The 20,693-nt window shown below is 25.9% G+C and carries 21 protein-coding genes and 6 pseudogenes; 3 read left to right on the plus strand and 24 right to left on the minus strand.

All coding sequences use genetic code 11. The annotated features are described in order from the left end of the window. Positions 1 to 363 precede the first annotated feature (363 nt). From priA to QN326_RS01355, 9 genes and pseudogenes are all read right to left on the minus strand, one after another. A complete protein-coding gene (priA, locus tag QN326_RS01315; protein WP_342386719.1) occupies positions 364 to 2,823 on the minus strand; it encodes a replication restart helicase PriA in 2,460 nt (819 codons plus the stop codon). 158 nt (positions 2,824 to 2,981) lie between these two features. Beyond that, positions 2,982 to 3,872: a hypothetical protein gene (locus QN326_RS01320; protein WP_342386720.1), complete on the minus strand. Its 891-nt coding sequence runs from the start codon at positions 3,870 to 3,872 to the stop codon at positions 2,982 to 2,984. Continuing rightward, a complete protein-coding gene (locus QN326_RS01325; RefSeq protein WP_342386721.1) occupies positions 3,841 to 4,320 on the minus strand; it encodes an AAA family ATPase in 480 nt (159 codons plus the stop codon). Before QN326_RS01325 ends, QN326_RS01320 begins: the two co-directional genes overlap by 32 nt. A 12-nt stretch (positions 4,321 to 4,332) precedes the next feature. Next, positions 4,333 to 4,926 carry a hypothetical protein gene (locus QN326_RS01330; protein WP_342386722.1) on the minus strand — a complete coding sequence of 198 codons (594 nt, stop codon included), beginning with the start codon at positions 4,924 to 4,926 and terminating at the stop codon, positions 4,333 to 4,335. Further along, positions 4,923 to 5,981 (minus strand): ATP-binding protein, encoded by a 1,059-nt coding sequence (locus QN326_RS01335; RefSeq protein ID WP_342386723.1) that lies wholly within the window; start codon positions 5,979 to 5,981, stop codon positions 4,923 to 4,925. The genes QN326_RS01330 and QN326_RS01335 overlap by 4 nt, the downstream gene beginning before the upstream one ends. Positions 5,982 to 5,998: 17 nt before the next feature. Beyond that, positions 5,999 to 6,790: a hypothetical protein gene (locus QN326_RS01340; protein ID WP_034172390.1), complete on the minus strand. Its 792-nt coding sequence runs from the start codon at positions 6,788 to 6,790 to the stop codon at positions 5,999 to 6,001. Positions 6,791 to 7,195: 405 nt separating this feature from the next. Further along, positions 7,196 to 8,140: an IS3 family transposase gene (locus tag QN326_RS01345; RefSeq protein WP_342386724.1), complete on the minus strand. Its 945-nt coding sequence runs from the start codon at positions 8,138 to 8,140 to the stop codon at positions 7,196 to 7,198. Positions 8,141 to 8,615: 475 nt separating this feature from the next. After that, complete coding sequence (locus tag QN326_RS01350) at positions 8,616 to 9,251, minus strand: hypothetical protein (protein WP_342386725.1); 636 nt, start codon at positions 9,249 to 9,251, stop codon at positions 8,616 to 8,618. Between the two features lie 158 nt (positions 9,252 to 9,409). Continuing rightward, a pseudogene (locus QN326_RS01355) lies at positions 9,410 to 10,228 on the minus strand (toprim domain-containing protein); the annotation flags it as partial. A gap of 55 nt (positions 10,229 to 10,283) precedes the next feature. On the opposite strand from QN326_RS01355, the pseudogene QN326_RS01360 reads away from it, so the two are divergent. Next, positions 10,284 to 10,895: pseudogene (locus tag QN326_RS01360) on the plus strand (sigma-70 family RNA polymerase sigma factor); the annotation flags it as partial. 569 nt (positions 10,896 to 11,464) lie between these two features. Here the strand turns inward: QN326_RS01360 and QN326_RS01365 are convergent. The 4 genes from QN326_RS01365 to QN326_RS01380 form a co-directional block, all read right to left on the minus strand. Next, a complete protein-coding gene (locus QN326_RS01365; RefSeq protein WP_342386726.1) occupies positions 11,465 to 11,872 on the minus strand; it encodes a hypothetical protein in 408 nt (135 codons plus the stop codon). 198 nt (positions 11,873 to 12,070) lie between these two features. Then, positions 12,071 to 12,385, minus strand: a complete 315-nt coding sequence (locus tag QN326_RS01370; RefSeq protein ID WP_342386727.1) for a single-stranded DNA-binding protein — start codon at positions 12,383 to 12,385, stop codon at positions 12,071 to 12,073. A 23-nt stretch (positions 12,386 to 12,408) separates the two neighbouring features. After that, complete coding sequence (locus QN326_RS01375) at positions 12,409 to 12,873, minus strand: hypothetical protein (protein WP_342386728.1); 465 nt, start codon at positions 12,871 to 12,873, stop codon at positions 12,409 to 12,411. 2 nt (positions 12,874 to 12,875) lie between these two features. Further along, on the minus strand, positions 12,876 to 13,400 hold the full coding sequence (locus QN326_RS01380) for a DUF2963 domain-containing protein (protein ID WP_013100863.1): 525 nt from the start codon (positions 13,398 to 13,400) through the stop codon (positions 12,876 to 12,878). A gap of 773 nt (positions 13,401 to 14,173) precedes the next feature. Between QN326_RS01380 and QN326_RS01385 the strand changes: the two genes are divergently transcribed. Further along, the gene (locus QN326_RS01385) at positions 14,174 to 14,581 is read left to right on the plus strand and encodes a hypothetical protein (protein ID WP_342386729.1); all 408 of its coding nucleotides are present in this window, start codon (positions 14,174 to 14,176) and stop codon (positions 14,579 to 14,581) included. A 568-nt stretch (positions 14,582 to 15,149) separates the two neighbouring features. On the opposite strand, the pseudogene QN326_RS01390 reads toward QN326_RS01385, so the two are convergent. The 11 genes and pseudogenes from QN326_RS01390 to QN326_RS01440 form a co-directional block, all read right to left on the minus strand. After that, positions 15,150 to 15,761, minus strand: a pseudogene (locus tag QN326_RS01390) (sigma-70 family RNA polymerase sigma factor); the annotation flags it as partial. A gap of 111 nt (positions 15,762 to 15,872) precedes the next feature. Further along, positions 15,873 to 16,481, minus strand: a pseudogene (locus QN326_RS01395) (replicative DNA helicase); the annotation flags it as partial. 19 nt (positions 16,482 to 16,500) lie between these two features. Continuing rightward, positions 16,501 to 17,106, minus strand: a complete 606-nt coding sequence (locus QN326_RS01400; protein WP_342386730.1) for a hypothetical protein — start codon at positions 17,104 to 17,106, stop codon at positions 16,501 to 16,503. Between the two features lie 38 nt (positions 17,107 to 17,144). Continuing rightward, positions 17,145 to 17,294, minus strand: coding sequence for a hypothetical protein (locus QN326_RS01405; RefSeq protein WP_342386448.1), 150 nt, complete (start codon positions 17,292 to 17,294; stop codon positions 17,145 to 17,147). Then, positions 17,278 to 17,853, minus strand: a pseudogene (locus QN326_RS01410) (dTMP kinase). The gene QN326_RS01405 and the pseudogene QN326_RS01410 overlap by 17 nt, the downstream one beginning before the upstream one ends. Before the next feature lie 124 nt (positions 17,854 to 17,977). Then, a complete protein-coding gene (locus QN326_RS01415) occupies positions 17,978 to 18,619 on the minus strand; it encodes a lambda-exonuclease family protein (RefSeq protein WP_342386781.1) in 642 nt (213 codons plus the stop codon). Between the two features lie 5 nt (positions 18,620 to 18,624). Then, positions 18,625 to 18,873 carry a hypothetical protein gene (locus QN326_RS01420; protein WP_034172262.1) on the minus strand — a complete coding sequence of 83 codons (249 nt, stop codon included), beginning with the start codon at positions 18,871 to 18,873 and terminating at the stop codon, positions 18,625 to 18,627. Then, the gene (locus tag QN326_RS01425) at positions 18,857 to 19,075 is read right to left on the minus strand and encodes a hypothetical protein (protein ID WP_342386731.1); all 219 of its coding nucleotides are present in this window, start codon (positions 19,073 to 19,075) and stop codon (positions 18,857 to 18,859) included. The genes QN326_RS01420 and QN326_RS01425 overlap by 17 nt, the downstream gene beginning before the upstream one ends. Before the next feature lie 73 nt (positions 19,076 to 19,148). Beyond that, on the minus strand, positions 19,149 to 19,367 hold the full coding sequence (locus QN326_RS01430; RefSeq protein ID WP_342386732.1) for a hypothetical protein: 219 nt from the start codon (positions 19,365 to 19,367) through the stop codon (positions 19,149 to 19,151). Between the two features lie 367 nt (positions 19,368 to 19,734). Then, entirely contained in the window at positions 19,735 to 20,046 is a 312-nt protein-coding gene (locus tag QN326_RS01435) for an SVM family protein (protein WP_342386733.1), read from the minus strand. A 64-nt stretch (positions 20,047 to 20,110) separates the two neighbouring features. Further along, positions 20,111 to 20,233 (minus strand): annotated as a pseudogene (locus QN326_RS01440) (effector); the annotation flags it as partial. A gap of 247 nt (positions 20,234 to 20,480) precedes the next feature. Here QN326_RS01440 and QN326_RS01445 point away from each other — a divergent pair. Then, positions 20,481 to 20,693 carry a hypothetical protein gene (locus QN326_RS01445; protein ID WP_034172241.1) on the plus strand — a complete coding sequence of 71 codons (213 nt, stop codon included), beginning with the start codon at positions 20,481 to 20,483 and terminating at the stop codon, positions 20,691 to 20,693.

Below are 20,693 nucleotides of genomic sequence, written 5' to 3' on the forward strand. Positions count from 1 at the left end.
TATTTTTTTGAAACAACACCTCGCATTTAATTTATATTTTTAATAACTAACTGATTTCATTTTAACATAAATAATAAAAAATGTCAATTTATAAAGTAAAATAATTGCTGGTTTTTCATTGGTTTTTGCTCGCTTTTTGTGGTACATATTTTTTTGTTAATGGAAAATAAAAGCAATAAAAAAGAATAGTAATTTTATTTGGGTGTTTCTTTTGGTTTTGTGATTTTTTTGTGATTTGTGGTAATTGAAAAAATTGATGACTATTTTCAAAAACTTCTGTTTGCTATTATTGTTGCCTTTTGGTTTGGCGTTTCTTTTTTGCCTCCATGCAATTTTAATTTATCTTTGGATTTTATAATTTGTTTACAATAAATTAGCAAACCTATCAAAAATAATTAAAGCATCTTGGTGAATGTTGTTTTCCAAAATAAAATCTAGATCCAAAGGCCAAATGCTATATTTTAGTGTCAATAAACAGCGATAACGGTTATTTTTTTTAGGAATAAGTGATAAAACAGGACCTAAAACAGTTATTTTGTGTGAAAAGCGATTGGCCAATACTGCTTTGATGCGGTAAGCAATATCAAAAGTTTTTTTAAAATCTTTATGAGAGATTAAAATTTGGCTCAGGTATCCAAATGGAGGGTTTTGTGATATTTTTCTTTCTTCTAAAAGTTGTCTCAAAAACTCCTTTTCTTCATATTTGACTGCCGCATTAATTGCAAAATGGTCTATATTATAGCTTTGCACAATTACTTTGCCTTGTTCTTTTCTGCCACAACGTCCTGCTGCTTGAATGAGTAATTGAAAGGTTTTTTCTGAGCCTTTAAAACTAGGAATTTTGAGTAAAGAATCTGCCATTAAAATACCTACTAAAGTAACTTTGTGAAAGTCAAGTCCTTTGGCAATCATTTGAGTTCCTAACAAAATATCTGCTTTTTCTTGATTAAAATCGTTCCATAATTTTTCGTATTGACTAATTTTTGTGATAGTATCTGAATCAAATTTGATAAGTCTTGCTTGCAAAAATTCTTTTTGGAGATAAGCTTCGATGTATTCGATACCAACGCCTACTTCTTTTATTTGTTCTTTGGAGCAGCGCATGCATTTTGGTGTAAATTGATCTTTATAGTTGCAATGACTACATTTTAATAGTTCTTGTTTTTGATAAAAAGTAAGGCTATTGTTGCATTTATGGCATTTGGGGACAAAGCCGCAAAAACGACATAAAACAAATGGTGCAAAACCTTTAGTGTTGATAAATAAAATGGCTTGTTGTTGTTTGGCTAGAACTTCCCTTAATGCATGTTTGAGGGTTTGTGAAAAAGGTTCTAAATTGCCTTTTTTTAATTCTTCTTTCATGTCTACAAGTTCGATGGTAGGTAAAGCATCAATTAAAGCTCTTTTGGTAAGGCTTAAAAGTTGATAATTTTGTTGTAAAACTTGATAATGACTTTCCAAAGAAGGAGTAGCGCTTCCTAAAATTAAAGGAATTTTGTGGTATTTAGCCCTTATTTGTGCCAAGGTTCTTGCATCATAAGTGGCGCGCTCTTTTTCTATTAAAGCCTCGTCGTGTTCTTCGTCAATGATGACAATTCCTAAATTATTTAAAGGAGCAAAAATAGCACTACGAGTGCCTAAAACAATGCAGGCTTGTTGTTCTTTGATTTTTAAAAATTGGTCTAAATGTTCTTTGGGGCTTAAATAACTGTGTAAAATAGCTATATTTTTGTTTGTGAATTTGGCTTGGAGGCGTTGCATTAAAGGAGCTATTAACATTACTTCAGGTACCAATAATAAAACTTGTTTATTTTGATTGAGAACTTTGGTAATTAAATGGAGATAAATTTCAGTTTTGCCTGAGCCTGTTTTTCCGTATAAAAGATAAGTTTTGTGGTAGTTAAGATTTATTTTTTGTGCTATTTGTTGTTGTTCTTCATTCAAAATTATTTTTTTGTCTTCTGCAAGTAAATCAAAGTTGTGATTTAGAACTATACTTATTTTTTGTTCTGTTTGTAAAAGAATCTTTTTGCGGATTAAGGATTGAATAATGCTGTTTGAAGTCAATTCTAAGGCTTTTTTTCTTGTGATTTCTTGAGTTTTTATTTTTGGTTTGCTATGTTTGATTTCATTTGAGCTTGTTTTATCTAACATTTTTAAAGGTTTTAAAGGTTTTAATTGTTTTAATTCTTTTAATTTTGCAATAAAATCTTTTTGCTTGGGTGTTAATTTTATATCTTTTTGTTCACTTAATTGCGGATTAAGGTGGTAAATGCATATTTTTTTTTCAGTGTTTTTTTCTTTGAGTTGTAAAATATCTTTGATTATGACAATTTTTTTCTTAGATAGTTTTGTAAAATGTTCTAATAGTTTTTCTTGCGATTTGTTTTTGGGATTTAAAAAAAGTTCCTTTTTGTTTGCGAAAAAACCTTTGAGATTTTCAGGAAATAACTCCTTATTTATAATTTTAATTTCTTTTAAAAAAGATTTTACAAATTCTTTGGGGAAAATAGTTTCATAAACTAAGGCTTTAATAATGAAAGGAGTTTTTAACATTTCTTGGGATAATAAAAAAAATTCTTGATCAAAATAAGGAGTTTCATCTAAAATAGTTATTATTTCTTTTAAGTTCTTATTGAACTTGCTATTTTCTTTTAAATTGATAATATAGCCTAAGCGTTGCGAATTAGCATTACCAAAAGGAACTACAACTCTCATTGCTTTTTTGATTATCTTTTCAAAATGGGGTGGTACCAAATAATCAAAAGGTTTGTTAATTCCTTGATATGTAGTTTTTATATCTATAATTATTTCAGCTATCAATTTTTTATCCTTGCTTTCCTTATTGCTTTAGTTTTTGAGGGTTTGATACTTCAATTATAACAAAATTATAAATCATTTGGGATTAATAAAAAAAGAGACTTTAAAAAGCCTCTTTACGATTTGTTTGATTGTAATTAATGTGTGTAAACGATTTTAATTTATTTTTTTACAGTAGCTAATTTATTTTTGTTAGGTTTATTACCTACTTTGGTTTTAGTTTTTTCAGAATTTTCTTTTTGTGCTTTTGGTTGTTGTGTCTCATCTAAAGCATAAATTTCTTTTTGACTTAAAGTATCTTTATCTAATAAAGCTTGGGTTATTTTTTCTACTAATACTTTATTTTTTTCTAAAATGTTTTTAGCTTGTTTGTAGCATTCATCTACTATTTTTTTAATTTCTTGGTCTACTTGATAACGAGTTTGTTCGGAACATTTTTCAAAGTTAATATATCCTAAAGGACTAATTCCTGAATAAGCCACCATCCCAAAAGCAGTGCGAGTAGCTTGTTTAAGATCGGAATACACTCCATTAGTTCTAGCTTTAGAAAAGAGTTCTTCAGCGGCTGCTCCACCTAAGGCAACAACGATGTTATAGGTGAGTTGTTTTTCGGTATTGCAAAAATATTCTTTATCAGATGTAGGCCACATATAACCTAGAGCGCCTCCTCTTGGAGTAATAGTGAGGGTTCTTACTTTTTCAGAACTATGAGGGTGCTTCATTACAATTACGGCGTGTCCTGCTTCGTGGTAAGCTGTCATTTTTCTTTCTATTTCATGAATAACTAAAGATTTTTTGGCAGGTCCCATATAAACTTTGTCAACTGACTCTTCTAATTCATCCATAGTAATAAAAGCTTTTTGGTTTTTGGCTGCTAAAAGAGAGGCTTCATTAAGAACAGCTGCAAGTTGGGCTCCATTCATTCCTGGAGTTCTTTTAGCTAAATGGCTAAAATCCACTAAAGGGTCTATTTTTTTGTTACGAGCATGAATTTTTAAGATTGCTTCTCTAGCTTTTACATCAGGAAGGATATACTTGAATAGTTCTATCAAAACGTCCAGGGCGAAGCAAAGCAGGATCTAGAGTATCAACTCTATTAGTTGCAGCTACTACAATTACTCCTCTATTTTGGTTAAAACCGTCCATTTCAGTAAGTAATTGGTTAAGTGTTTGGTCTTTTTCGGAATTTCCTCCTTCTCCTGAATTACTTCTTTTTCCTCCTAAAGCATCTATTTTATCGATAAAAACGATACAAGGAGCATTATTTTGTGCTTCTTTAAATAATTTTCTTACGCGTGCTGCTCCAACTCCTACATACATTTCAACAAATTCGGAGCCAGATGCTGAATAAAATGGCACTCCTGCTTCTCCTGCAAGAGCTTTTGCAAGTAAGGTTTTACCTGTTCCCGGAGGACCTTCTAATAAAACTCCTCGTGGGATTCGTGCTCCTAAAGTGATATATTTTTTAGGATTTTTTAAGAAATCAACTAATTCTTTCATTTCTTCTTTAGGTTATTGGTTTCCCGCAACGTCTTGGAAAGTTAATTTGCTTTTTTGTTTCATAGAGGAAGTTTTGTTGTTTTTAGAACCAGCTCTTTTTTGTAATAAGAAATTATTAAAAATATAAAACATCCATAAAGCTGATGAAAAAATACTTAAAATACCAAAAGTATTAGATAAACCGTTGGTTAAATATTCTTGGGAATTAGTCATTAAATGATTTTTAGGTTTTTTATCTTCAAAAACTTCTTCGCCGTCTTCTTTATAGATTTTTTTACTTTCTTCTAGTAATTTATCTTGCAAAGTGCGATACATAATATCATCCATATAAGCATAAGCAACATCTTCATTTTTATAATAGACTTCTATTTTATGAATAGTACTTTGTTTAAAGGAACTATGTCCTAAATTAATAATTTTAATTTTTTCGATATCTTCGTAATTATCTTTAGTCACTTTGTCAATTAAAACAAATGGCATATATTCTTTTTTATTGTCGTTATTAAACCATTGGTGATTAATTTCTTTAATTGATAAAAATAAAACTAATGCTAAAATGACAGTAATACAACTCCATTTAATGATTTTATTTATTATTTTATTCATAAAAAGCCTCGTAATCTTTTGTTTTTCAAGTATTTTTTAAAATAATATATTAAAACAAACATAACTATTGTAAATGCTACCAAAGCACATGACACTTTGATTAATAAACTTAAATTAAATGCAGGGTTAGTTTTGGTTGGTAAAAGTTGATTTTTATTGGCATCTTGTAAAACTCTTTGAAAACCTTGTTCTAGATTATCAGCAGTTAAATAGGAATGATTTTGTCTCATAGCTGCTAAAGCACTTTCAGAAACTAAAGCTTTTAATTGAACAGGGCTGAATTTATTATCATAACATTTTTGACTTAAATCTTTTAAAATTTGGGGTTTTAGTTTGCCATTTTGATCTTTTATATCATTGTGTAATTCTTGATCTTTGACAAAAAAGTCTAAAAATTCTTCTATCTCTTCAGGTTTAGGCAAATCTAATTTAAGTTTCCTTTCTAATCTTTCAGGTCTTAACAAAGCTTTATCTAGTACATCAGGGCGGTTAGTTGCTCCAATAACTAAAATTGGTTTAGAAGGGTCTCTATCTTTGGAATTAAAACCATCTAGTTCTGTTAATAATTGATTAAGTGTTTTATCATAACCCCCAGAACCTCCCTTACTGCCGTCATCTGACCTTTTGGCACCTACTGCATCTATTTCATCAATAAAAATAATACATGGTTGGTTAGATTCTTTTGCTTCTTTGAATAATTCCATTACTTTATTTACGCCTGTTCCTATATATTTGTCTTGTTGGAATTCAGAACCACTCCTATATAAGAATTTTACTCCTGCTTCTTTAGATAATTCTTTAGCTAAAAAAGTTTTACCAGTTCCTGGGTGACCGTAGAATAAATAACCTTTAGGAACTTTAATTCCCATATCTTGGTATTGTCTAGGGTTTTTAAAAAAATGGAATAATTCTTTAAGTTCTTTTTTAGTTTCTTTAGCTCCTTTAACATTGGATAAAAATTCTTTAGTGTCATCTTGTAAAGAAATAAAATCTTTAAAATAAAGTGGAATAGAATCTGTGATAATGGAATTCAATCCGTTATTTAAATTTTTCATTTCTTGGTTTAGTTTAGCTAAATTATCTTGTAGAAATACTTGTTTAATAATCCTATTTTATCTTTACCTTTTTGAGATAAGGTAGTATTTGTGGTTTGTATTTGTTCGTTGTGATCTTTTTTAATTTGTATTTTAGTATCAAATTTAAATAAATGTTCTAATAAAGCTTTAAAATCAAGTTCTTTATTAATTGTTTCTAGATTCCAGCGGTTTTGTAAATTATTCTTATCTTCTTGTGATAATTGAGAATATTTATTTTGATAATTAGTTTGGATTTCTTCTTGTTTTATAAATATGCGCTGTACTAACTTATCTAATGATCCTATTTTTTCCTTATTTAGATTAGTAATTTTAGTTTCTAAAAGATAAAAATTTTGTTCTAAAAAAACAGTTGTATCTTGTTTTAAATTTGAGTATTGGTTATATAATGATAAATTAGTATCTTTGTTTTGAGCATTTAGGTCAAATTGTTCGCTAATTTGTTCAAAGCGTTTTTGTAGATCATAAGAATGTCTATTAAAATCTAATAATTTTAAATTAAGGCTATCTAGATCTTTTAATATTTGATCTAAATTTTTTACTTCATTTTTGAGAGGAAATAAATTGCTTTTTGTAGTAGTGTTGTCATTAGGATTTGTGTTTGTGTTTTGGTCTTGTGGTTGTGCTTGTGAAAGAGGAGAATTAGAAGCTGTTATTGTGTTTGGAGAAGTAGAAACAGAAGCAGAATTGGGTTGTGATGCTTGTGGTGTTGTCTGTGATTGGGGTTGTTCTTCGTTTGATGTTAAATAATCAAATCCTCTTTTTAACAATTTTATGCCTCGTGAAAATATAGTTTCTTGTTCTTGTTCATTATCTTTTGCATTATAAGGTTCATTATGAAGTGTTCCGTTTTTTAATACAATTTTTCATTTTAAAATTGTTCTTTAAGGCTAAAAAATAAGTTGATAATTTCATATCTTTTCAAACTAAGGAAATATTTTGTTGAATTAAAAAAAGTGTCTAAATTTTTTTTGATAATTCTTTAGTTTCAAAAGATATTTTTTTAAATATTTTATCTTTACACTATCTAGTTAGGTAAAAAAAGTGAAAAAGTCGTCAACAAAATGAAAAGAAAATGATATTTGATATAAATTTAACATTTTTCTTTAAAAAAGGCGCACTAAAGTAACCTTTTTCAAGGTTATATTATTTTATATGTTGATGCAATTAAAAATTTATCTCAGATTTTTAGAATATTGAAATGGAGTTGAATGGTTTAATTTACTTAAAATCCACTTATTATTCCAAAATTTTGGAAAATGATTGATTAATTTTTTAATTTTTTCAGGTGATTTTTGAAATAAAAATGGATTTTGATGTTGTAAGATTGTTTTCATTTGGCCGAAAAAGTTTTCAATGACTGCGTTATCACGGGGAGTGGCTTTTCTTGACATGCTGATTAAAAAACCTTTTTTTGTTAAAGTTTGTTGAATTTTTAATGATTGATAAACTGTTCCTTGATCGGAGTGAATAATACAAGGATTACTAATTTTCGGTAATTTTTTAATAGTATTTAAAACTAAATCTTTATTTTGGTGGTTTGAAGTGTGAGAAGCAATAATTTGGTTGTTAAAAGAGTCTATGATGCAAGAAAAATATAAAAAACCTTGATTAGTTTTGAAATAAGTGATATCAGTAAAGAGTTTTTGGAGGGGGTTGGTTGAATTAAAATTTTGATTGATTAAATTAGGAATCACTTGAAGATTATTTTTTAAATTGCGATAAGTAAAATGTTTTTTGATTCTTAAACGACAACTAATGTCGTTTTTTCTCATAATGTTATAAACTTTTTTCTTAGTGATTAACTCGTTAAAGGTTTTTTGGTATAAAGTAGTAATTTTACGATGACCGTAAAAATATTGATAATGCAAACATAAAGCTTTAATACGTTTTTGTTGTAACAAGTATTTTTCTTCTTTTTCTTTTAGTTTATTTTTAACTTTTAACCAATAATAATAAGTACTTCTTTTGATTTGAATCGTTTTTAAAATGGTGGTTAAATTCAGAGTTTGATTAAATTGATTAACTAAATTAAAAACAATCTTTTTATCAATTTTTTTAATCTTTTCAATTATTTTTTGTAATAATTTAACTTTTTGATGAAGTTTTTCTAATTTCATAATTAAAATACCAAATCTCTAAATAAATTATTTTATATATATATTTATATATTTACTATTATAACTCTAAAGATTTTTTATTTGATAAATAAGTGCTTCAGCACGTTGATATTTTTGTTTTTTATAATACTAATAATAATACTTGGTAAGGCTGTTAATTTAAAAATTAAAGTTTATTTAATGATTGAAATAAATTAAAAAAATAAAATTACCTAAAAGAGGTTTTTATGATATCGATAAATAATAATGATATGAAAAATGATAATTCGATAATATCAAATATCGAGTATCATTATAATTATCGATATAAAATATCAAATATCACTCCTTAAATGAGTTAATCTTTATATAGATTATTTTAAAAGACAAATGATGATAAAACGATGAGTGAAGGATGATAAAACGATGAGTGAAGGATGATAAAATGATGAGTAAAGGATGATAAAATGATGAGTTAAAAAATAAATTAATTATTTTATGATTTGTCTTTTTTTAAATATCTTTTATAATCAGGACGTAGCTTTTTCACCCGATAACCTTGTTTATCTTTTGTTAAAAATAATTTGATGTGTTTTAAATCTTCCAATTGATAATAAATAACATTTAATCCTTTTTTATAATTTGTTTTTATAGGATTGTTATATTTATCTACTTTTTTGTCATCTAATTTATATAATTTTAAAGTGTCTAGTTTGTCTATGGTTATCTTACTTATTAATTCTTTAATATAGTCTTTTTGTTCGTTGAGATAATTAATTTGGAAGATAGGGAAATGTGTTTTAAGGGTATTGTTTTGGCATTTTGGGGGTGATATGGGGTTGGTTAGGGTTTGATTATTATTATTGTTTTCGGTAGAGTGAGTTTTGATTATTTCTATTCTATACTTTTTCATTTCATCTAAGATTTGTGGGTCTACAAATAGAGTTTGGTTTTTTGGGCGGTAGTTTGCTTGTTGATAGGAATTTTTCTTTTTAGAATGATAAACAATTGTAATATTTAATAATTCTCCTTTTAATATTTGTAAAAAGTTTTTGATTTGAACTAAGTCGTTGGGGGTTGATTTTGTTTCCCAACCGCCCCTAATGATTCCTTGATTTGTTTCGTTTTTCATTTTTTTCTCCTTTTTATTTGGTTTTTTGTTATAAAAATAAAAATCCCCTAAGTTGCGAAAATAAAATCGCAAAATTTAGGGGTATATGCGTGTGTTTGGGGGTATGTTAATGTTATTATACATGTAAGGTTTAATATATTAGTTAAAAAGCAATAATTTTAATCAATTATTTCTACTTTGTCTTTTCCAAAAAAATAAATAGCTAAATCGACTATGATTTTATTTTTGGCCTCTTCATAAGTAATGTATGGGTCTAAAAAACATTTTTGATATGCTTCTTTTCCGAATTGGCGTAATAAATCATCAACATCTTTAAAAGTTTTATCATAAGGTGGTAAAATGCGTCTAATTTCGTAAATAATATTTTCTTCTTTAAGTTGTTCTCCTAAGGCTTCACTGCGTTTTTGACCTGTTTCATCGTTATCTAAAGCGATAATGACTTTGATTTTTTCTTTTTTAAGAATTTCTATTTGTGATTTAGAAAGTAGTTGAGTGACACAAATGAGACCGACAACGTTTTTAATCCCGTTTTGCCAACAACTAATGACATCGAAAAAACCTTCATGAATAATGATGGTTTTCGTTTGTTTAATAGAAGGTAACGCTTCAAAAAAACGATAACTGAAATGAAAAGTAGTTGTTTGACTAAAATTATTGAGTGATTTATATTTAGGTTGGAAATAAGAAACTTCGCGAAAGTTATTTTGATAAAAATGAAATGTTTTATTATATCCGTTTTCAATGGGGATAATGATGGAACCATGAAAAGTATCGTGATAATATGTTTTATTTTGTTGATTGGTTTTATCTTTGATAAAACCATATTCGATTAATTTTGTTGTATCGATATTTTGCTTTTTACAATAATTTACTAAACGAAAAGATAAAGGTTTGAGGTGTTCCAAAAGTTTAGACACTTTTTTGCTTTTTAAAAATTCTTTAAGACTAACTATTAAGTTAGTCTTTTTTTGTTTCAAAGACTAAAAAAATAATTTCATATCTTTTCTAAAAATGTTTTTAGAGAGGAATTGAATGTTAAGACAAAAATTATTTAAAGATTTTTTAAAAAATAAAAAGAATTTAGAAATTCGCAATCAATTAATAGAACTTCATTTACCTTTAGTAAAAAAACTAATTTATCAATTTAAATATTACCCTAAATTTTTAACTAAAGAGGATTTATATCAAGAAGGGATTTTAGGATTAATCAAAGCCCTTAATAATTACCAAGATTTAGGATATGACTTTGTTACTTACGCAACTCCAAAAATAAAATTTGCAATCAATGAACTAATAAGAAAAAGCCATTCACCTTCAATCCCACAAAAAACAACCAAACCAAATAATATCAGTTTTAAAGAAGAACAATACAAACAACCTAATTGGGATAAAATCCTTAATCCACATCAATTATGGCTAAAACAAGTAAAACATGAATTATTAATAAAAAAACTAAAAACTAAACTAAGCAAAAATGAATTCAATGTTATTTGTTTAAGTTTTGGCATCTCGCTAGAAAATAACAACGAACCTAATCAACAACCTCTAACCAATCATGCAATCGCGCAAAAACTTAATTTAAAACTCTCCCAAATTGAAGATTTAAAAGATAATGCAATTAGAAAACTAAACCCAAATATAAAACCTAATGATTTATTAGATGAATTTCAAATAAAAGAATTAAACGAAAAAGAACAAAAAGAGGAGATTTATAAAGATTTAAAAATAGATTTAGATAAAGATTTTTAATCTTTTTATGTGTATTTTATTTTACATTAAATAAATAAAAATTGTATTCCGCGGAATGTTAATTTTAATCAATTAATCAATTTTATAATACCTCTAAAACTCCTTATTTTATATCTATATTCAATTTTAAATTAAATTAAGTATAAAAAAGTATTCAAAGACGAGCAGAGCGAATTAGGCGGCCAGCCGAAGAACATTACAATTAACCTATTACACCCCTCCTATAAAGTCCCCTTTGGGGATTTAGGGGTTTTTTTTATATCAAAAATTCGCTAGGTTTTACGTTGGGGGGGGAACTCTATACTAAAAAGGAAATGTTAGGCACTTTTTTTATTTTCCCTCGCGCCTTTACCGTGAGCATCGGTAAAGGAGTAGCGAGAGAACGAAAAAACCGCCTTTGCGTGAAGACGTAAAGGCGGTTGGAGAGTCCATAATTAAAAAAAGTAATTTATATTTATATTAATTTAATGTTTAGGAGGATAAGTAAAGAAATTTTGAGCTAAAGAGTTTCTGTACATATCAAGAGGCACAAAAATACTTTTTTTCCCTATTAAACGATTAGATATATCTTTTTTTATTTCTTCTAAAGTAGTTGAATCGTCTAAAATCCAATTAACAATAGCTATTTTAAGAAAATCATTTCTTCTTTTATCGGAAGGAATTAATACTTTTTCTTTAAAAATATCAAAATCTTCTTTTCTATATTCTTCTTTTACTGATATTTCTTGTTTTTGTTCTTTATTGCTATTAGAAACATTACAAGCAAAAGTATTATATTTTGAATTTGTTAAAATGTAACTTAGAGAAAATAAAATTAAACAAAACAAAATTTTTTTATTAATAAATTTAAATTTATTAAAAATTGATTTCATTTTTTAAATCTCCTATTTTTAATTTTTTTTAGAAAAAAGAGTTATAATATAAGTGTATTCAAGAACGACACTAATGAATTATTAATATTAACAGATAAAAAATGTTAAAATAATTAATGACTCTATTTATACGTTTGGTCGTTCTTGCGTATATGTAGGGTCATAATTTTATATTTTAATTTAATAGGGGCCTTTATTTTATTTATCTTTACTATCTAAAAAAATAACTTTTTTAACTATTACTTTAGTAGCAGTTTTGTTTTCGCCTTCGTTATTAGTATATTTTTTAATTGACAACGTTCCTTCTACATATACTTTTGAACCTTTATGTAAATACATACTCATGTTTTCAGCTTGGTTTCTAAAAACTACACATGGTATAAATTGGGCTGTATCTTTATTATTAACTGCTAATTGAAAATTAACTTTAGGTATTTGACCTTCATTAGTATTAATATGTGTTGGCTCTAAGTCATGGGTGATATTACCTATTAATTGGACTTTGTTTAACATTTTATTTCTCCTTTCTATTTATATTAAAGTAATAAGGCAACAGGAGCTGCTATTGGGCCTACAGAGGCAAAAATAGGAGCTAGAACTACACAACCAATTACAACTGCACCTGTAGCTAGAGTTACTACTGCGATATCTTTAACTAATTTATTTTCATCGTTATCATAATTTGAGTTCCAATCAAATTGATATTGCTCTTGTTCTTGTTCTTGTTCTTGTTTTTCAGTTTGAGGTTTTAATTGTTGTTTTTGGTTTTTTAATTCTTTTAAACGTTTTAAAGAATTAATTAATCCAATTATATTATTAACTTTATTAGTATCATGGATATATTGAGTTTGATATTGAGATTGGGTTTCAACTTTATTATTATCTTGAATTGATTTAAATAATTTAGGTAATCTTAAACCTAAAAGGAATAACAGAATTAAAAGAATAATTGCAATAAATATAGTCCAAATTATTAATATAATTTTTCTTTTTTTATTCATTATTAACGATTTATTATTTCTTTAACAATTCCGTCTGGGTTATAATATGTTGTTTTGATTATTTTGCCTTCGGAGTTGATTTCATTAATAGAAGAAATAGTTTTACCATCTAATAGATAAAATGTTAATTTGCTTAGTTTACCTTCGGGGTTGTATTCCTTAATAGAGGTAATAATTTTACCATCATCATGATAAGAAATTATTTTAATTAATTTTTTAGTTTGAGAATCTAATATTTTAATATGATCTATAATTTTACCATCTTGTTTATAAACTATTTCTTTTTCAGTTGTTAATTCATCAACTTCAGATTCTATTTTTCTAAGAATAGCATTATATGTTTCTTGTTCTTGTTGAGGATTAGTTTTAGATGTTAAAGTAGGTTGATTTTGGTTATCAGTTTTAGGTTGGGGTTTATTAATAGCTAATAAAAGAAAGATTAAAAGAACCAGGATAACTCCACTAATAAATAAACCCCAAATGATAAATATTTTATTTTTCAATTTTTTTTGATTATTGGTTTGCATAATTTTAATCCTTTTTTTTATAATTTTGATTATATATTGGTTTAATAAAATTTTGTTTTTTTTGTAAATTAAGTTTGTATTCTAAATCTGATATTTTTTTATTTAATTGTTTTAATTCATCTAGATTCAAGTTATTAGTTTCAACTGGTTGTTCTGAATTTGATTTAGGAGTAAATAAATATTTTAATAATAGTATAAAATAATATATTCCTAAAATAAAATATTTAATTGGGCAATAAATAGTATATTTTATTATTTTTTTTATAATGTTAAAGATAGAACCTAAAAAACATAATAAAGTGATAAAGATTAAAATGTAAAATATAGATAAAACGAAACTCAATATTATTCCTATAGAATTTGGGATATCAAATAAACTAAAACTAACATTTCTGATGGCAATAATGTTGTTAAAAATATTCTTTAAAATGATATAATAAAGATAGCGTAATCATTTATTTTATCAATAAATGCGCTTATGTTTAAATTAAGGTTTTGCATTTAATGCATCCTTTCATGATAGTTATATAAATCTTTGGTCTTTGAGAAAATTGGGATTTACATAACTATTTTTTTATACTTTTTTAATGTGGGATTAATATAACAAAAATGACCCTACATATACGCAAGAACGACCAAACGTATAAATAGAGTCATTAATTATTTTAACATTTTTTATCTGTTAATATTAATAATTCATTAGTGTCGTTCTTGAATACACTTATATTATAACTCTTTTTTCTAAAAAAAATTAAAAATAGGAGATTTAAAAAATGAAATCAATTTTTAATAAATTTAAATTTATTAATAAAAAAATTTTGTTTTGTTTAATTTTATTTTCTCTAAGTTACATTTTAACAAATTCAAAATATAATACTTTTGCTTGTGATGTTTCTAATAGCAATAAAGAACAAAAACAAGAAATATCAGTAAAAGAAGAATATAGAAAAGAAGATTTTGATATTTTTAAAGAAAAAGTATTAATTCCTTCCGATAAAAGAAGAAATGATTTTCTTAAAATAGCTATTGTTAATTGGATTTTAGACGATTCAACTACTTTAGAAGAAATAAAAAAAGATATATCTAATCGTTTAATAGGGAAAAAAAGTATTTTTGTGCCTCTTGATATGTACAGAAACTCTTTAGCTCAAAATTTCTTTACTTATCCTCCTAAACATTAAATTAATATAAATATAAATTACTTTTTTTAATTATGGACTCTCCAACCGCCTTTACGTCTTCACGCAAAGGCGGTTTTTTCGTTCTCTCGCTACTCCTTTACCGATGCTCACGGTAAAGGCGCGAGGGAAAATAAAAAAAGTGCCTAACATTTCCTTTTTAGTATAGAGTTCCCCCCCAACGTAAAACCTAGCGAATTTTTGATATAAAAAAAACCCCTAAATCCCCAAAGGGGACTTTATAGGAGGGGTGTAATAGATTAATTGTAATGTTCTTCGGCTGGCCGCCTAATTCGCTCTGCTCGTCTTTGAATACTTTTTTATACTTAATTTAATTTAAAATTGAATATAGATATAAAATAAGGAGTTTTAGAGGTATTATAAAATTGATTAATTGATTAAAATTAACATTCCGCGGAATACAATTTTTATTTATTTAATGTAAAATAAAATACACATAAAAAGATTAAAAATCTTTATCTAAATCTATTTTTAAATCTTTATAAATCTCCTCTTTTTGTTCTTTTTCGTTTAATTCTTTTATTTGAAATTCATCTAATAAATCATTAGGTTTTATATTTGGGTTTAGTTTTCTAATTGCATTATCTTTTAAATCTTCAATTTGGGAGAGTTTTAAATTAAGTTTTTGCGCGATTGCATGATTGGTTAGAGGTTGTTGATTAGGTTCGTTGTTATTTTCTAGCGAGATGCCAAAACTTAAACAAATAACATTGAATTCATTTTTGCTTAGTTTAGTTTTTAGTTTTTTTATTAATAATTCATGTTTTACTTGTTTTAGCCATAATTGATGTGGATTAAGGATTTTATCCCAATTAGGTTGTTTGTATTGTTCTTCTTTAAAACTGATATTATTTGGTTTGGTTGTTTTTTGTGGGATTGAAGGTGAATGGCTTTTTCTTATTAGTTCATTGATTGCAAATTTTATTTTTGGAGTTGCGTAAGTAACAAAGTCATAGCCTAAATCTTGGTAATTATTAAGGGCTTTGATTAATCCTAAAATCCCTTCTTGATATAAATCCTCTTTAGTTAAAAATTTAGGGTAATATTTAAATTGATAAATTAGTTTTTTTACTAAAGGTAAATGAAGTTCTATTAATTGATTGCGAATTTCTAAATTCTTTTTATTTTTTAAAAAATCTTTAAATAATTTTTGTCTTAACATTCAATTCCTCTCTAAAAACATTTTTAGAAAAGATATGAAATTATCTACTTAATTTTAAGTTTTAAAGAACAATTTTAAAGACAAAAGTTGTCTAAAAAAACGTAACAGTGCACCTTTAAAAGTTTCTGATAAGCGGTAATATTCTTCTTGGATTTTTTGTCTTGATTGTTGATCGGTATCAAAAAATTCAGGATGTAAAGAGGCCATTTGGTTTAAAGTTAATAAAGTTTGGTCGGATTTGTGGGGAATTGAAGAGATAAAATTTCTTAATTTATCAAATATTTCTTGGTAATATAAATTTTTGTGGTAGGGGTCTTGGTTTTCGTATGTGGGGCTAATGATTTTTATTAATTGTTGAAATAATTTTTCTTGGGTATAGGTATGTTTTAGATTGTCTAAAAAATGAGTATTATTTTGGTTATTAAAATCATCATTTAAATAATTTAAATAATCTAAAGTAAAATTATCTTGGGGGAAATTAGTTTGTAAATATGTTAATAACTCTTTGATAATAATGGGTTTTGTAGTGGGTTTGTCCCACGGATGAGATATTTGTTTTTCTAAAAATAAATATTTTAAAGCTGTAAATATTTTTGTATTTTTGGGGTCAAGTAAATTTTTGGGGTTGATTATTTGACAATAAAGGTCTAACTTTTCCCATTGGCCTTGTTCGATATAATTTATTAATTGTTTTAACGCTTTTTGTTCGCTGGTTAACATTTTATATTAACTCCTTTTTTTATTTTTTAATTATATTGATATTAGAAAAAGGGATGAATTTGGTGGTAATTAAGTTTTGTAAGAAATTATTGGCTGAATTGGAAAATAAGTTAATTACTTTATTAATGCCTTGTACTTTTCCTTGATTGATTTTGTTGTTTAGTCTTTGAGTTTCTGGTTCGTTGTTGGTTAATAAATAAAATTCAAAACGAGTATCGAGTTTTTTTAATTGTTGCCCTTCTACCATGGCTTGTTTATAGCGATCACGAAGACATGTTTTAAAATTAAAAGCGATAATCCGTTTATTTTTCGTAAATAACACTAAATCAAATTTAATGTCGGGGATGAAGAATAAATAAGCTTGAGGATATAAATGAATGATTCCTTGGTTTTGAAAATAGAGTAAAATAAGATATTCATTGATTTTACCACGGATTACTTTTTGACTTTGAGAGTTGATGTTATTTTGGTTAAAATAATGGTTTAATTGTTGGTAATTGGTTTTCATATATTCGTTAATAGAAAGATTAAAGGTATCTTTGTTAAAAAAACATTTTAAGATTTCCACAGTTTGGATATTAGTATTAAATTTTTGAATATTAAAAAAATCTTGGTTATTTAACATTTGATATTCCTTTCTTTAAATAAAAAAAGACCTTTAAATTAAGGTCTTTTGTTGGTTTTTTTAGTTTTAAAAATTCTTTTTGTTTTCCAGGTAATGGTGCCATCTTTATGAATGGTTTTGATTTTTCCATTAGAAAAATAGATGTAAGTATTGCTGTTTTGACAGGTCTTTTTAGTTATGATCGCCATTTGATAGTACTCCTATTTGTTTAATAATTTGTTTGACATTGGATTTGATAGAATCACTTCCGTTTAAAATTAATTTATTAACTCCACTAGTATAATGAGTGAGATAATGATTGTATCCTTGACGAACGGTTTGAAAATAAGTTAATGATTGTCTTTCAATGAGATCTCTTTGATGGTTTTTTTGTTTTTTCTTTCTAGTTCTTCCGATGAGAGGATCGATATCTAAATAAATTAATAAATCGGGTTTTTTTAAGATAGTTTCATGATTCAACTTAAAGATCTTTTTTAAAGGGGGAAGTTGTTTCTTTTACTTGGAAAAAGGAAATAATTGATAAGCATAAGCGGATGGTAACCAACGGTCTAAGATGATTAATTGGTTGTTTTTAAATAATTCCGCTTGGATTTGAGCCATATTCGCGAGACTTAAATAAAAACGAGTGAGATAATCTACTTGTTGAAAATTTAAAAATAAATCTCTAATTTCCTTCCCAATAGAACTGCTCCCTAAACCTTGATAAAGTTGATGAGGGGTTTTTAATTGGGGTTGAAGAGAATTGATAAGAGAAGTTTTTCCACTCCCGTCGAGTCCTTAAAAAACGATTAATTTCGTCATTTTTTTCTCCTTTGATTTTTAATTTGGGCATAAAAAAAAGACCTTCAAATTGAAGGTCTAAAAATATTAATTATTTAATTTTACTTAATTGTTTTAAATAAGTTGTTTGTAATAATTCTTGTTTTGTTTTGTGTAGTAATTCTAAATATTTTTGACTATCTTTAATCATTTTAGTGATAAATGTTTTATCTTGATAAATCCGAACAACATGAAAATCATCATTATTGAAATAAACTAAAAAGTAAGCTAAGTTCGCTTGAGAACAGTAGAGTTGACATTGAACTTGGGCCCAGTAGTATTGAGGGATATTTTCTAGATAGGGATTGTTTAAAAAACTAGTCCAAGTGGATGATATTTCTTGGTTTTCATTAACAAAAGGACATTTAATTTCTAATAAAGTATTGGTTTGAGAATTATAACCATCTAAAGAAGCGGAAAATTGTTGGTGATAATCATCCATAAAAATAGCGTCTTCAAAGGTTAATTTGGTTTTTTGAATGAAAAATTGACGTGCGATGGGTTCTAGTTTTTGTCCATGAAGAGTATATTGATTAGAGGTAAAAGTGGTGCCAAAGAGTTTATCATGAACTAATTGTTCCATGGAACGAAAGGGATCTAAACTCGTAATGGAAGCGATTTCAGAAGCGTTGATGTATTTTTTTCGATGTTGGTACCATAATTTAGTGCGTTGATTTAAGTTTTTGATTCTCATAATATTCATTCTTTCTTAAATATTTTCTTTAATAAGAATAAAAGATATTTTCCTAAATAATAAAAGAAACGAAAAAGATGATAAAGACATTTAAAAAGAAAATCAATTAAATATAAAAGATGAGGGATAAATAATAAAATAATCGTTAATAAACCTAAGTTTAACCATTGATTTTGATAAGTGAAGAAATAATGACTGATAGCATTAAGCATGTTATTTAGTTTAGTTAACCAAGTATTAATTAAATTCCACATGATGATTTGGTTGCTTCGTAGTTAAATATTGATAAAATTGAACCACTATTCCTTGTTTTAGTTGGTGAAGACTTAGTTTGACAGTGAAAAGATAGAATTTAAGAACATAATAAATGGTGATAATTGGAATAAATGAAAGTAGAGTGATGATGAAAAAGATGAGATTACTAGGTAAAGATTGAAAGATTTTTTTTATGAACATTGTTTTTGTTTCCTTTCCAAAGTTATGTGTGTTGTTAAATAAAAAAAGACCCTGGAAGGGTCTTGGTTTGTGATTATTCTTTTTTTTTAGGAATTGTATCTAAAAATATTTCTTTGTGCAACTTTTGCATTGCTTTTAAAACTTTTTTATTATTTTCAAAACTTATTTCTCCTGAACATATTAATTCAACACATTTTAATTCAAATTCTTTTTTAGTCAAATCTTCGAATTTTAATTTTTTGTTACATTGTATTGTTTTAATTATGGAGAAAAGTATTAAAATAACATTCAAAATTAAACTTATTATTAAAATAAATGATTTAATTTCCATTTTTTTGATTTCCTTTTTTTATTTTTTATCCCTCAGATGGGATTATAATGTAGAGATAGTTTAGTTTAAATAAGATATTATTTTTATATTGTGTTTTTAAAAAATTACTAGTATTCATTAATTTTTTTTATCCCCTATGATAATGGTTATAAATTATCAAATATGAAAGTTTGAATAATATTCACTATTATACAACTTTATGAATTGAATATTGAAAAAAAATGATTAAGGTGCATCATTATTTAAAGGATTTTAATTTGGTGTTTTTCTTTAATTTTTTGTTGAGTATAATTGTAAATTTGGATATTTTTGTTTGCTTGGTTTGTTTTTAAAAATTTATATTAATTTCTATAAACATCAATTTTATAACTATTTGTTTTATAAACAATTTAAAAAAATGGTTTTTTTGTTTTTCCAAATTATCATTGTTTATTTTTTCATCTTCTTTACTATATTTTGATATTTGTTCTAATTGCTGAATTTGTTCTTGACATTTATTAATATTTGTTTCTTTAATTAATTCATTATTTAATTTGTCCATTGCCATAACTTTATTATTATTATTTATTAATAACAATCCTAAACAAATAAATAAAATAATATTAAATATTAGTAAATATTTTTGTGATTTAAATATCATATGAAAGCTCATTTAATTTTTATTCCTTTATATTTTAACATATTGGAAGTTGTTAAAATTTTTATCACCAGTCATCGCTGGTTCTTTTATTATATTCGGCTTCCTTGACTTTATCATTATTCTGTTTATCTTGGTAAAGGGATAAAGTTTTACGGACAGGGTTAAAGTGGAGGTGAAAATTAGTTAAATATATTAAAAAATAATGACAATAATGACAAAATATAAAAAAGTTATTTTAAAAGTTGTATAATATCTTTATAAAGGTAAAAAAGCAAACCAAATATGGTAAAGATAAAATCAAGCCAAAATTTATGTCTAAAAGATTAAAATAAAAGCTGAAATGCAAAAACGGCATTAAAAAACTAACTTATATTATTTTATTTGATGAACTAAAAATAATTTATTAATAAAAATAAAACGAAAAGGCGATATTCATGTTAAAAAGACAAGCTAAAGAACAAAAAATTAGAAGAATGTTGAAAAAAGTTAATATTGATAAATTAAAAATTGTGATTTTGAAAAATTGTAGTAAAAAAACTCATTTTGAAGTTAAAAATCAGATTCTTTTTGTCAATCCTCAAGTGAAAGTTATTGTAGATCAAGTTTTGGAAGAATTGAGGAAAAAAATGGATTTGAAAAATAATTAG

Source organism: Candidatus Phytoplasma asteris (assembly GCF_038505995.1).
Classification (GTDB): domain Bacteria; phylum Bacillota_I; class Bacilli_A; order Acholeplasmatales; family Acholeplasmataceae; genus Phytoplasma; species Phytoplasma asteris.